Genomic DNA, 13,399 nt, shown 5'->3' with positions numbered 1-13,399 from the left:
AGTTAACTATATGGAACATAAGAAGGATTGATAATGAGTAGCGTAGATATTCTGGTCCCTGACCTTCCTGAATCCGTTGCGGATGCGACGGTTGCCACCTGGCACAAAAAGCCGGGCGACAGTGTTGAGCGTGACGATGTACTGGTAGAAATTGAAACCGACAAAGTGGTTCTGGAAGTCCCGGCGAGTGAAGCCGGTATCCTGGACAGCATTATCGAAGACGAAGGTGCGACGGTCATTTCCCGTCAGATCCTGGCGCGTATTCGTCCGGGTAACAGCAGCGGTAAGCCAAGCACTGAGAAAAGCTCCGATAAAGAAGCGACTCCTGCGGCACGCCACACAGCAGCACTGGAAGAAGAGAACAACGACGCACTCAGCCCGGCTATCCGCCGCCTGATTGCTGAACATTCTCTGGATGCCAGCGCGATTAAAGGCAGCGGTGTTGGTGGTCGTCTGACCCGTGAAGATATCGAACAGCATCTGGCGAAAGCCAAAGACGCGAAACCGGCAGCCGCGCCAGCCGCCGCTCCGGCAGCGACCAGCGCCGCTCCGGCTCTGGGTTCACGTAGCGAAAAACGTGTGCCTATGACCCGTCTGCGTAAGCGTGTTGCTGAGCGTCTGCTTGAAGCGAAGAACAGCACTGCGATGCTGACGACCTTCAACGAAATCAACATGAAGCCAATCATGGATCTGCGTAAGCAGTACGGTGATGGTTTCGAAAAACGTCACGGCGTGCGTCTGGGCTTCATGTCTTTCTATCTGAAAGCCGTGGTTGAAGCACTGAAACGCTACCCGGAAGTGAATGCCTCTATTGACGGCGAGGATGTGGTTTACCACAACTATTTCGATGTCAGCATCGCGGTATCCACGCCACGCGGCCTGGTGACCCCGGTTCTGCGTGATGTCGATACGCTGGGCATGGCGGATATCGAGAAGCAAATCAAAGAGCTGGCGATCAAAGGTCGTGACGGCAAACTGAAAGTGGAAGAACTGACCGGCGGTAACTTTACTGTGACCAACGGCGGCGTCTTCGGCTCCCTGATGTCCACGCCAATCATCAACCCACCACAGAGTGCGATCCTCGGCATGCATGCCATTAAAGATCGTCCTATGGCGGTCAATGGTCAGGTAGTGATTTTGCCAATGATGTATCTGGCGCTGTCCTACGATCACCGTCTGGTTGATGGCCGTGAATCGGTCGGCTTCCTGGTGACCATTAAAGAGATGCTGGAAGATCCGGCTCGTCTGCTGCTGGACGTCTAGTCCCGGCACTGCGAAAGATTAGAGATCGAAAAATCTGCGGCACAGTTCGCTGTGCCCTGATAAGCCTTCCTACTAAGAATGGATAGAACATCATGAATTTACACGAGTATCAGGCGAAACAGCTGTTCCTGCGCTACGGCCTGCCAGCACCGACGGGCTTCGCCTGTTCCACCCCGCGTGAAGCGGAAGAGGCTGCATCGAAAATCGGTGCCGGTCCGTGGGTGGTGAAATGTCAGGTTCATGCCGGTGGCCGCGGTAAAGCGGGCGGCGTGAAAGTGGTCAAAAGCAAAGAAGAGATCCGCGCTTTTGCTGAGCACTGGCTGGGTAAACGTCTGGTCACTTACCAGACAGACGCCAGCGGTCAGCCGGTTAACCAGATCCTGGTTGAAGCGGCAACGGATATCGATCAGGAACTGTACCTCGGTGCGGTAGTGGATCGCAGCTCCCGTCGCGTGGTGTTCATGGCGTCTACAGAAGGCGGCGTGGAAATTGAGAAAGTGGCAGAAGAGACGCCACACCTGATCCATAAAGTGGCACTGGATCCGCTGGCAGGTCCGCAGCCTTATCAGGGGCGCGAACTGGCTTTCAAACTGGGCCTGACCGGTAAGCAGGTTCAGCAGTTCACCAAGATCTTCATGGGTCTGGCGAACATCTTCCTTGAGCGCGATCTGGCGCTGATCGAAATCAACCCGCTGGTGGTGACTACCGCTGGCGACCTGATCTGCCTCGACGGCAAACTGGGTGCAGACGGCAACGCCTTGTTCCGTCAGCCAGAATTGCGTGAAATGCGCGATTACAGCCAGGAAGATGCCCGTGAATCTCAGGCAGCGCAGTGGGAACTGAACTACGTTGCACTCGACGGCAACATCGGCTGCATGGTGAACGGTGCCGGTCTGGCAATGGGTACCATGGATATCGTGAAACTGCACGGTGGCGAACCGGCTAACTTCCTGGATGTTGGCGGTGGCGCAACCAAAGAACGCGTGACCGAAGCCTTCAAAATCATCCTGTCCGATGAAAAAGTCAAAGCTGTCTTCGTTAACATCTTCGGCGGTATCGTTCGTTGCGACCTGATCGCCGACGGTATCATCGGCGCGGTGGAAGAAGTGGGCGTCAGCGTACCGGTTGTGGTGCGTCTTGAAGGTAACAATGCCGAGCTGGGTGCCAAAAAACTGGCAGACAGCGGTTTGAACATCATTGCAGCGACCAGCCTGACGAATGCGGCTCAACAAGTTGTCGCGGCAGTGGAGGGGAAATAATGTCGATTTTAATCAACAAGAACACCAAAGTTATCTGCCAGGGTTTCACCGGTAGCCAGGGGACTTTCCACTCCGAACAAGCCATCGCTTACGGCACCAAAATGGTTGGCGGCGTTACGCCAGGCAAAGGCGGCACCGAGCATCTGGGCTTGCCAGTGTTCAATACCGTGCGTGAAGCGGTAGAAACTACCGGCGCAACGGCGTCTGTGATTTATGTGCCGGCACCGTTCTGTAAAGACTCTATTCTGGAAGCGCTGGATGCAGGTATTAAACTGATCATCTGTATCACTGAAGGCATTCCGACGCTGGATATGCTGGTGGTTAAAGTGAAACTGGATCAGAGCGATGCAGTGATGATCGGGCCAAACTGTCCGGGTGTTATCACGCCGGGCGAATGCAAAATCGGCATCATGCCGGGCCACATTCATCTGCCAGGCAAAGTGGGCATCGTTTCCCGTTCCGGTACGCTGACGTATGAAGCCGTTAAACAGACAACTGATTACGGTTACGGCCAGTCTACCTGCGTCGGTATCGGCGGTGACCCGATACCGGGCTCTAACTTCATCGATATCCTGAAGCTGTTCCAGGAAGATCCACAGACTGAAGTGATCGTGATGATCGGTGAAATCGGTGGTAACGCGGAAGAAGAAGCTGCCGCGTACATCAAAGCACACGTGACCAAACCGGTTGTGGGCTATATCGCGGGTGTGACTGCGCCTAAAGGCAAACGTATGGGCCATGCAGGCGCCATCATTGCCGGTGGTAAAGGCACTGCTGATGAGAAATTTGCAGCGCTGGAAGCGGCAGGCGTGAAAACCGTTCGCAGCCTGGCCGATATCGGCGAAGCCGTGAAATCATTGCTTCCGCAATAAGTATTACCCCACCCGCACCGGTGAAATTACGGTGCGGGTGAAGCCATTTTATTTAAGAAAAAGATTCGACATGTTGGCCACCTTCGGGTGGCCTTTTTTATTTTAAGCGAAATAGTTAACATTCGCTGAATTGAGCTATATTTATTAACACAGCACGATAGGTTCATTGGAAATAAAAGGTTAATAATTAGGTTTAAACAGGTAGCAAAATAAATATTAACGATAACCATATAAACACAATTAATTAACATAAAGGCCACCCTTAAAGCTCAATGAAACCAACGGTTAACATCCTGAAATATTTTTTTCGAAATTGATGAAGACATTATAGAAATAAACAATGAGATAGGCTTAAATTGCGTCAGATCAATTACAGCGATTATCACTGTTTTGTTCTTAAATTGACCTGTACACGGAAATCCGCTTTGGGTCACTAAAAAACCTATTTAATGTGTGGGATTACTGGCGTAACATAATGCTCCTGTAACCATCCGTTTTTTGTATGATTATTTTTCCCGTGATTTTGCCCGTTCATCAGCCTGTTACAGGCCCGCTGATCGCGCTTTTTCCGGGTTCAGAGTGTCCCGCTGACAGCGTTACTCGCACTGAATGCTGGCTCTCTGTTCTGCACACATTTGAATACTGGTAGTCATGAGGCGTTCCGGCAACCGGTTCGTCAGAGATCGCAATTTGGGGTCTTCCTCCGAGGAGCAAGGGGTCAAGATGTTTGATATCGTTGAACTGTCGCGTTTACAGTTTGCTTTAACAGCCATGTACCATTTCCTATTTGTCCCATTAACGCTGGGTATGGCGTTTTTACTGGCAATTATGGAAACGGTTTATGTGCTTTCCGGCAAACAAATCTATAAAGATATGACCAAATTCTGGGGCAAACTTTTTGCAATTAACTTTGCATTGGGCGTTGCAACCGGTTTAACCATGGAATTCCAGTTCGGGACTAACTGGTCATATTTCTCACATTACGTCGGTGATATCTTCGGTGCGCCTCTGGCGATTGAAGGTTTAATGGCGTTCTTCCTGGAATCCACTTTAGTGGGCCTGTTCTTCTTCGGATGGGACCGTCTTTCTAAAGTTCAGCATATGACAGTGACCTGGTTTGTTGCCCTTGGCTCAAACTTGTCAGCACTGTGGATCCTGGTGGCGAACGGCTGGATGCAAAACCCGATTGCATCGACCTTCAACTACGAAACCATGCGTATGGAAATGGTCAGCTTCTCTGAGCTGGTTCTGAACCCGGTCGCACAGGTTAAATTCGTTCATACCGTAGCGTCTGGTTATGTGACTGGCGCGATGTTCATTCTGGCTATCAGCTCTTACTACCTGTTAAAAGGCCGCGACGTAGGTTTTGCGAAGCGTTCATTTGCTATCGCTGCAAGCTTCGGTCTGGCCGCAGTGCTCTCCGTTATCGTACTGGGTGATGAATCCGGTTATGAAATGGGTGACGTACAGAAAACCAAACTGGCGGCTATCGAAGCAGAGTGGGATACCCAACCTGCACCGGCAAGTTTCACGCTGTTCGGCATGCCTAATCAGGACAAAATGGAAAATGAATATTCCATTCAAATTCCTTACCTGCTCGGCCTGATTGCTACGCGTTCCGTGGATACGCCGGTTACTGGTCTGAAAGACCTGATGGCGCAACATGAAGTGCGTATCCGCAACGGTATGAAAGCGTACACCCTGCTGGAAGAACTGCGTTCGGGCAATACTGACCCGAAAGTCCGCAGCGATTTTGAAAATGCTAAGCAGGATCTGGGCTACGGTATGTTGCTCAAACGCTATACCGACAACCCGGCGGGAGCGACTGACGCACAGATTCAGAAAGCGACCAAAGATTCTATTCCACGCGTTCTGCCTCTGTACTTCGCATTCCGTATCATGGTTGCCTGCGGCATCCTGATGTTCGTCCTGATTGCGCTGTCCTTCTATACTGTCCTGCGCGGCAAGATTGGTCAGAAACGCTGGTTACACCGCGCGGTATTCATCGGCCTGCCATTACCGTGGATTGCTGTCGAAGCGGGCTGGTTCGTGGCTGAATATGGCCGTCAGCCTTGGGCGATTGGTGAAGTGTTACCGACTGCGGTTGCACACTCTTCACTGACTGTGGGTGATGTACTGTCCTCGATGATCCTCATCTGCGGTCTGTACACCCTGTTCCTGGTCGCTGAAATGTTCCTGATGTTCAAATATGCGCGCCTGGGCCCAAGCAGCCTGAAAACTGGCCGTTATCATTATGAACAAACTTCAGCGCCACTTGAGCAAGCTCGGTAATAGGGAGTCCACTTATGTTTGATTATGAAGTTTTACGGTTCATCTGGTGGGTGCTGATTGGCGTGCTGTTTATCGGCTTCGCCGTCACCGATGGATTTGATATGGGCGTAGGCATCCTGGTGCGCATTATCGGTAAAACCGATACTGACCGCCGCGTGATGATTAACGCCATCGCCCCGCACTGGGACGGCAACCAGGTCTGGCTGATTACGGCCGGTGGCGCATTGTTCGCTGCCTGGCCGATGGTCTACGCAGCGGCTTTCTCCGGCTTCTATGCCGCGATGGTGCTGGTGTTGTGCGCCTTGTTCTTCCGTCCGCTGGGCTTTGATTACCGTTCAAAACTCGAGAGCGCTCGCTGGCGTGGCATGTGGGACTGGGGCATCTTTATCGGCAGCTTCGTGCCCGCTCTGGTGTTCGGTGTGGCCTTCGGTAACCTTCTGTTAGGGGTGCCGTTCCATATCGACAGCGACCTGCGTCTGTTCTACACCGGTAATCTGCTGGGCTTGCTGAACCCGTACGGCATTCTGGCCGGTCTGGTGAGCCTGACTATGCTGATCACCCAGGGCGCTACCTACCTGCAAATGCGTACTGTGGGTGAACTGCACCTGCGTACCCGTACCGCGTCGCAGATTTCTGCGCTGGTGATGATGGTGTGCTTCCTGCTGGCGGGTATCTGGTTAGTGAAAGGGATTGATGGCTTCACCGTGACATCCGTTATGGATCACGCGGGTCCGTCTAACCCGCTGCGCAAAACTGTGTCTCATGAAGCGGGTGCATGGCTGGCGAACTTCAACAAGACGCCGGGCCTGTGGGCAATTCCTGCGTTAGGTGTGATTTTGCCGCTGCTGACCATTTTGTTCTCGCGCATGAATAAAGCCGCGCTGGCGTTCATCAGTAACTCACTGACTATCGCCTGTGTGATCCTGACTGCCGGTATCACTATGTTCCCGTTCGTGATGCCTTCTATCACTGAACCGAATGCCAGCCTGACAATGTGGGATGCAACATCTACGCTGTTGACGCTGAGAGTGATGACCGTTGTCGCTTGTATCTTTGTGCCAATCATCCTGATTTACACCTCATGGGCGTATTACAAGATGTTCGGGCGCCTCGATAAACACTACATCGAGAACAACAAGCATTCGTTGTATTAAGGAGAACACCATGTGGTATTTTGCCTGGATCCTCGGCACCTTACTGGCTTGCTCATTCGGTATCATTACCGCGCTGGCGTTTGAACACAGCGAAGCCAATAAAGCGGCTAAAGAAGAGAAGTAATAATGAGTGTGATCGTGGATAAACTCTACGCCATCACAGACAAGGGCCCCTTGCGGGCCCTTTCGCTTGTGATGTCACTGGCACTGGCCGGTTGCGTTTTCTGGAAACCGGGCATGTTTGCCTCGTCGACCAGTCAGCTTGAAGTCTGGCATGGGCTCATTTTGATATGGGCTGTGTGCAGTGGCGTGATCCACGGCCTGGGTTTTCGCCCGAATAAATCAGTCTGGAAGGCTTTCTTCTCGCCATTGCTGGCGATGATTGCGCTAGCTGCAGGACTTTATTACTTTTTCAGCTGATTTTTTGCATAAAAAAAAGACAAATTTACAGTAATTTTCTTATGGGCCGTGCTGGCCCATAATTATTTTCATTCCAGCAATCCTACCCATTCCCAACCCCAATTCTCTTGCGTATAGTAGTGCCGTCAAATTGCATTACGGGATGTACAGTGAGTAATTCGTTGTTCCGATGGCCGGTTCGTGTCTATTTTGAGGACACAGACGCGGGAGGTGTGGTCTACCATGCCCGATACGTCGCCTTTTATGAAAGGGCTCGCACAGAGATGTTGCGCCAACGCAATTTTCACCAGCAGCAGTTGCTGAGTGAACACGTCGCTTTTGCTGTCCGCCGCATGACGGTCGAATACTTTGCACCAGCTCGCTTAGATGACCTGCTGGATGTTCAGAGTGAGATTACGTCCATTCGCGGAGCTTCTCTTACTTTTGCACAACGAATTCTTGATTCGCATGGAAACCTTCTGAGTTCTGCAGAAGTGTTGATCGCATGCATTGATCCAAACCAAATGAAGCCCCGAGCGCTTCCTAAGTCTATTGTCGCGGAGTTTAAGCAGTGACTGACATGAACATTCTTGATTTATTTTTGAAGGCCAGCATCCTGGTCAAGCTGATTATGCTTGTCCTGGTGTGCTTCTCTATCGCGTCCTGGGCGATCATCATTCAACGCACCAAGGTGCTGAATGCCGCCACCCGCGAGGCAGAAGCGTTCGAAGATAAATTCTGGTCCGGTATCGAACTTTCCCGTCTGTATCAGGAAAGTCAGGGCCGCCGCGAAACCCTGAGCGGGGCAGAGCAGATCTTCCATTCCGGTTTTAAAGAGTTCGCCCGTCTTCATCGTGCCAACAGCCACGCGCCAGAAGCCGTGATTGAAGGTTCTTCACGTGCGATGCGTATTTCTTTTAACCGTGAACTCGAATCACTTGAAACTCACATTCCGTTCCTTGGTACTGTCGGTTCTATCAGCCCTTATATCGGTCTGTTCGGTACAGTCTGGGGGATCATGCACGCCTTTATCGGTTTAGGTTCTGTGAAACAGGCAACGTTGCAAATGGTTGCTCCGGGTATCGCAGAAGCACTGATCGCCACCGCGATTGGTCTGTTTGCCGCTATCCCTGCTGTTATGGCGTACAACCGCCTGAACCAGCGTGTGAACAAGCTTGAGCAAAACTACGATAACTTCATGGAAGAATTCACGGCTATCCTGCACCGTCAGGCTTTCTCTCGCGAAACCAGCAGTAACTAAAGGGGGAGAGTATGGCTCGTTCACGAGGTCGTCGTAACCGTCGCGAAGGTAAGTCGGAGATCAATATCGTTCCGCTGCTGGACGTACTGCTGGTTCTGTTACTGATTTTTATGGCAACAGCGCCCATCATTACCCAGAGTGTGGAAGTTGATTTGCCTGACGCAACGGATTCTAAAACGGTGTCCAGCGATGATAATCCGCCAGTGATTGTTGAAGTGTCTGGCGTGGGTCAATACACCATCGTGGTTGACCATCAGCGTATGGAACAATTGCCTGAACAGCAGGTGATCGCGGAAGCGACCAGCCGTATTCAGGCCAATCCGAAGACGGTATTTCTGATCGGTGGTGCGAAAGATGTGCCTTATGATGAAATTATTAAGGCGCTGAACATGCTGCATCAGGCTGGCGTGAAGTCTGTCGGATTGATGACACAACCTATCTGAGGATAGGTAATTTGTAACACTTATTTGAAACCCGGCATTCTCTGGCTTGTTAAAAGTATGACAGGCAATACAGGAAACCGGGTTTTTAGTAATCCTGTCTTGGGAAATCTATTTTGGTAAAGGCAACTGCAACTGAACAAAACGATAAGCTCAAACGCGCCGTTATTGTTTCGGTCGTTCTGCATATCATCATTATAGCCCTGTTGATTTGGGGATCGCTGGACGAAGATACCAGCATGAGTGGCGGCGGTGGCGGTAGCGATATCTCTGCCGTAATGGTTGATCCAAGTGCCGTGGTCGATCAGTACAACCGTCAGCAGCAGCAACAGGCTGATTCCCAACGTGCTGCCGCAGCGCGTCAGAAAAAATCAGAACAACAGGCTGAAGAGCTGCAACAGAAACAGGCCGCAGAACAGCAACGCCTGAAAGAACTTGAGAAAGAGCGTCTGCAAGCGCAGGAAAATGCCAAGCAGCAGGCTCAGGAACAGGCCCAGCAGCAGAAGCAGGCTGAACAAGCCGCTGAGCAGGCGAAAGAACAGCAGAAACAGGCAGAAGCTGCTGCCGCACAAGCGAAGGCTGAAGCGGCCAAAGCGGCCGCTCAGGCGAAAGCAGATGCTGCGAAAGAAGCGGCTAAAGCACAAGCTGATGCTAAAAAACAAGCAGAGGCTGAAGCTGCCGCCGCCGCTGCCGCAGCGAAGAAACAAGCCGAAGCGGACGCTAAGAAAGAAGCGGCCGCAGAAGCCAAAAAACAGGCTGCTGCTGAGGCAAAAGCTCAGGCCGCGGCTGATGCGAAGGCACAAGCTGACGCCGATGCCAAAGCCGCCGCCGATGCAAAAGCTGCCGCTGCCGCAGAGAAAAAAGCGGAAGCTGCCGCTGCTGCCAAGAAAGCTGCAGCGGATAAAAAAGCTGCCGCCGCCGCAGCAGCCAAAGAAGCCGCTGATGCGAATAACTTATTTGATGGCCTTGCCGACTCCAAAAATGCACCGAAAGGCGCAACAGGTGGCGGCGCTTCTGCTCCTTCAGGGAAGGGGACTCAGAAAAAGGCGGGGGCATCCGGGGCTGATATTGCGAACTATGGTAGCCAGATTAAGGCTGCCATCGAGAGCAGATTCTATGACGCGTCATCTTATACAGGCAAAACCTGTGCGTTGCGCGTTAAAATGAACCCTGATGGCTCATTAATCAGTGTGTCGGCAGAAGGTGGGGATCCTGCACTGTGTCAGGCGGCGCTTGCCGCAGCCCGACAGGCGAAGTTCCCGAAACCGCCTTCTGAAGCCGTCTATGAAGTATTTAAAAATGCTCCGATAGATTTCAAACCTCAATAAAAGATGAAAATGATAACTTTTCAGATTTTTACGATGGTTTGCAGGGTGTAATTCTAGTTTTGTGTGCGTTGGTTTGTTAAAATTCTGCTAAATTATCGCGGGCAGATACGTCCAGATAAGGGAGATACAATGAAGCAGGCATTTCGAGTAGCGTTCGGCCTTTTGATGATGTGGGCATCTGTGGTTCATGCAGAAGTTCGCATTGAAATTACCCAAGGGGTAGATACAGCTCGTCCGATTGGCGTTGTGCCATTCAAATGGGCTGGCCCGGGTACACCACCTGAAGATGTGGGTGGTATCGTTGCTGCTGACTTACGTAACAGTGGCAAATTCAATCCTATTGATGCATCACGTATGCCTCAGCAGCCAACCTCCGCCGCAGAAGTGACCCCTGCAGCCTGGACCGCGCTGGGTATTGATGCTGTTGTTATCGGTCAGGTTCAGCCTGCAGCCGATGGCAGCTATGTGGTGTCTTACCAACTGGTGGATACCTCTGGCGCACCAGGTACCGTGCTGGCGCAAAACCAGTACAAAGTGACCAAACAATGGTTGCGTTATTCCGCCCATACCGCCAGCGATGAAGTGTTTGAAAAGCTGACCGGTATTAAAGGCGCATTCCGTACCCGTATCGCTTATATCGTGCAGACTAACGGCGGGAAATTCCCGTATGAACTGCGTGTAGCGGATTACGATGGATACAATCAGTTTGTCGTTCACCGTTCACCTGAGCCTCTGATGTCTCCGGCCTGGTCTCCGGACGGCAGCAAACTGGCTTACGTCACCTTTGAGAGCGGTCGTTCAGCATTGGTGGTTCAGACGCTGGCAAACGGTGCAATCAAGCAGATTGCTTCATTCCCTCGTCACAACGGTGCACCTGCTTTCTCTCCGGATGGCAGCAAACTGGCTTTCGCACTGTCTAAAGACGGTAGCCTGAACCTGTATGTGATGAATCTGTCTTCTGGCCAGATTAGTCAGGTGACTAACGGACGTAGCAACAATACGGAACCAACCTGGTTCCCGGACAGCCAGAATCTGGCATTCACGTCGGATCAGGGCGGTCGTCCGCAGGTTTATAAAGTCAACATTAATGGCGGTGCGCCTCAGCGTCTGACCTGGGAAGGCTCGCAGAATCAGGACTCTGATGTAAGTACAGATGGCAAGTTCCTGGTTATGGTGAGCAGCGCCAGCGGTACACAGCACATCGCTAAACTAGATCTGGCAACGGGAGCCGTTCAAACATTGACGGACACGTTCCTGGATGAAACGCCTAGCCTCGCACCAAATGGCACCATGGTAATTTACAGTTCCTCTCAAGGACTGGGTTCCGTATTGCAGTTGGTATCGACTGATGGGCGCTTCAAAGCGCGTCTTCCGGCAACTGATGGACAGGTCAAATTTCCTGCCTGGTCGCCGTATCTGTAATGCATAGAAAAACTATGTATGGCAAAAAATTATAAAAGGATCGAATAGATGCAACTGAATAAAGTGCTGAAAGGGCTGATGCTGGCGTTGCCTGTACTGGCAGTAGCTGCTTGTAGTTCTCACAAGAACGCAGACAACGACCAATCCAACGGTATGGGTCTGAACTCTGGCGCAGGCACTGAAAACGCAAACATGTCTTCAGAAGAGCAAGCTCGTCTGCAGATGCAAGAACTGCAGAAAAACAACATCGTTTACTTTGGCCTGGACAAATACGATGTGTCTTCTGAATTCGCTCAGATGTTGGACGCGCACGCTGCTTTCCTGCGTAGCAACCCGTCTTACAAAGTGACTGTAGAAGGTCATGCTGACGAACGTGGTACTCCAGAGTACAACATCGCCCTGGGCGAACGTCGTGCTACTGCTGTTAAAATGTACCTGCAAGGCAAAGGCGTTTCTGCTGACCAAATCTCTATCGTTTCTTACGGTAAAGAAAAACCAGCTGTACTGGGCCATGACGAAGCGGCATACGCTAAAAACCGTCGTGCCGTACTGGTATACTAAGAGAGTAGTATGAGCAGTAACTTCAGAACTCACTTGTTGAGTCTGTCGTTACTGGTTGGCGTAGCGGTCCCATGGGCCGCTACTGCCCAAGCGCCAATCAGTAATGTCGGCTCAGGCTCGATTGAAGATCGGGTCACCTCTCTGGAGCGTATTTCTAACGCTCACAGCCAGCTATTAACTCAACTCCAGCAACAACTTTCTGATACCCAACGTGATATGGATACTCTTCGTGGTCAAATCCAGGAGAACCAATATCAGTTGAGTCAGCTTGGTGATCGCCAGAAGCAGATTTTTAATCAACTGGACAGCTTAAGCCAGAGTTCTGCCGGAGCCGCCAGCACGGGTGCTGCAGCAGCCACAGGTGACGCTTCCGGTTCTGCTGCCACAACGCCTGATGCGGGTGCTGCACAAGCCCCGGCAAGCACCGGTGACGTGAACAGTGACTACAATGCTGCAGTTTCACTGGCGCTGGAAAAGAAACAGTATGATGAAGCCATCGCGGCTTTTCAGAGTTTCGTAAAAAAATATCCTGATTCAACTTATCAGCCTAATGCCAATTACTGGCTGGGACAGTTGTATTACAACAAGGGTAAAAAAGACGATGCTGCCTATTATTTTGCGGTTGTGGTCAAAAACTACCCTAAGTCTCCAAAAAGTTCTGACGCAATGTTCAAGGTTGGGGTGATCATGCAGGAGAAAGGGCAGGCTGATAAAGCCAAAGCCGTCTTCGCACAGGTCGTGAAACAGTACCCAAATACCGATGCGGCAAAACAAGCTCAAAAACGTTTATCTGCAAAATAGTTCCTCGTTCAGGTCCGGAAAATGTACATATCGTGCATTTTCTGGGCTTGAGTGTGTGAAACACCATCAGTTAGCACTCTTTCTGAAAATTAAAGTTGCACTGAAAAGTTAAATAAGTAATATATGCCGCCGTTGCCCAGACAACTCCAAACGGCTAACGCTGTCAGAGATTTAGGCAATATGCAGCAGGTTTAGATGGGCCGTTAGCTCAGTTGGTAGAGCAGTTGACTTTTAATCAATTGGTCGCTGGTTCGAATCCAGCACGGCCCACCACTTTTAAAGTGGAAAATGCAGTGAAGCAGTGCAGGATGAGTTCGAGCCGAGTCAATCCAGCACGGCCCACCAAT

Annotated in this window: 14 protein-coding genes and 1 tRNA gene; all 15 read left to right on the top strand. The window is 51.2% G+C overall.

What is annotated here, in order from left to right; all coding sequences use genetic code 11:
• Positions 1-33: 33 nt before the first annotated feature.
• The gene (odhB, locus tag UC14_RS18355) at positions 34-1,263 is read left to right on the top strand and encodes a 2-oxoglutarate dehydrogenase complex dihydrolipoyllysine-residue succinyltransferase (protein WP_013576438.1); all 1,230 of its coding nucleotides are present in this window, start codon (positions 34-36) and stop codon (positions 1,261-1,263) included.
• Between the two features lie 92 nt (positions 1,264-1,355).
• Positions 1,356-2,522, top strand: a complete 1,167-nt coding sequence (gene sucC, locus UC14_RS18350) for an ADP-forming succinate--CoA ligase subunit beta (RefSeq protein ID WP_013576437.1) — start codon at positions 1,356-1,358, stop codon at positions 2,520-2,522.
• Positions 2,522-3,394, top strand: coding sequence for a succinate--CoA ligase subunit alpha (sucD, locus tag UC14_RS18345; RefSeq protein ID WP_013576436.1), 873 nt, complete (start codon positions 2,522-2,524; stop codon positions 3,392-3,394). Before sucC ends, sucD begins: the two co-directional genes overlap by 1 nt.
• Positions 3,395-4,117: 723 nt before the next feature.
• The gene (gene cydA, locus UC14_RS18340) at positions 4,118-5,686 is read left to right on the top strand and encodes a cytochrome ubiquinol oxidase subunit I (protein ID WP_013576435.1); all 1,569 of its coding nucleotides are present in this window, start codon (positions 4,118-4,120) and stop codon (positions 5,684-5,686) included.
• A gap of 14 nt (positions 5,687-5,700) precedes the next feature.
• Positions 5,701-6,840 carry a cytochrome d ubiquinol oxidase subunit II gene (gene cydB / locus UC14_RS18335; RefSeq protein WP_013576434.1) on the top strand — a complete coding sequence of 380 codons (1,140 nt, stop codon included), beginning with the start codon at positions 5,701-5,703 and terminating at the stop codon, positions 6,838-6,840.
• A 10-nt stretch (positions 6,841-6,850) separates the two neighbouring features.
• Positions 6,851-6,964, top strand: coding sequence for a cytochrome bd-I oxidase subunit CydX (cydX, locus tag UC14_RS18330; protein WP_013576433.1), 114 nt, complete (start codon positions 6,851-6,853; stop codon positions 6,962-6,964).
• A 2-nt stretch (positions 6,965-6,966) separates the two neighbouring features.
• Complete coding sequence (gene ybgE, locus UC14_RS18325) at positions 6,967-7,260, top strand: cyd operon protein YbgE (protein WP_013576432.1); 294 nt, start codon at positions 6,967-6,969, stop codon at positions 7,258-7,260.
• 149 nt (positions 7,261-7,409) lie between these two features.
• Positions 7,410-7,814 carry a tol-pal system-associated acyl-CoA thioesterase gene (ybgC, locus tag UC14_RS18320; protein WP_013576431.1) on the top strand — a complete coding sequence of 135 codons (405 nt, stop codon included), beginning with the start codon at positions 7,410-7,412 and terminating at the stop codon, positions 7,812-7,814.
• Positions 7,811-8,500, top strand: coding sequence for a Tol-Pal system protein TolQ (gene tolQ, locus UC14_RS18315; protein ID WP_013576430.1), 690 nt, complete (start codon positions 7,811-7,813; stop codon positions 8,498-8,500). The genes ybgC and tolQ overlap by 4 nt, the downstream gene beginning before the upstream one ends.
• Positions 8,501-8,511: 11 nt before the next feature.
• Positions 8,512-8,943 carry a colicin uptake protein TolR gene (gene tolR / locus UC14_RS18310; RefSeq protein ID WP_013576429.1) on the top strand — a complete coding sequence of 144 codons (432 nt, stop codon included), beginning with the start codon at positions 8,512-8,514 and terminating at the stop codon, positions 8,941-8,943.
• A 113-nt stretch (positions 8,944-9,056) separates the two neighbouring features.
• Complete coding sequence (gene tolA / locus UC14_RS18305; protein ID WP_013576428.1) at positions 9,057-10,268, top strand: cell envelope integrity protein TolA; 1,212 nt, start codon at positions 9,057-9,059, stop codon at positions 10,266-10,268.
• Positions 10,269-10,397: 129 nt separating this feature from the next.
• A complete protein-coding gene (gene tolB, locus UC14_RS18300; protein WP_013576427.1) occupies positions 10,398-11,690 on the top strand; it encodes a Tol-Pal system beta propeller repeat protein TolB in 1,293 nt (430 codons plus the stop codon).
• Positions 11,691-11,738: 48 nt separating this feature from the next.
• Entirely contained in the window at positions 11,739-12,251 is a 513-nt protein-coding gene (pal, locus tag UC14_RS18295; protein ID WP_013576426.1) for a peptidoglycan-associated lipoprotein Pal, read from the top strand.
• A gap of 9 nt (positions 12,252-12,260) precedes the next feature.
• Positions 12,261-13,052 (top strand): cell division protein CpoB, encoded by a 792-nt coding sequence (cpoB, locus tag UC14_RS18290; RefSeq protein WP_013576425.1) that lies wholly within the window; start codon positions 12,261-12,263, stop codon positions 13,050-13,052.
• 197 nt (positions 13,053-13,249) lie between these two features.
• Positions 13,250-13,325 (top strand) — tRNA-Lys (locus tag UC14_RS18285).
• Positions 13,326-13,399: the final 74 nt, after the last annotated feature.

The sequence above is a fragment of the Rahnella sp. NRRL B-41462 genome (assembly GCF_003263525.1).
In the GTDB taxonomy this organism is placed as follows: domain Bacteria; phylum Pseudomonadota; class Gammaproteobacteria; order Enterobacterales; family Enterobacteriaceae; genus Rahnella; species Rahnella aceris.
Note: the sequence above shows the minus strand (reverse complement) of the source record. Positions and strands in the feature narration are given on the sequence as shown.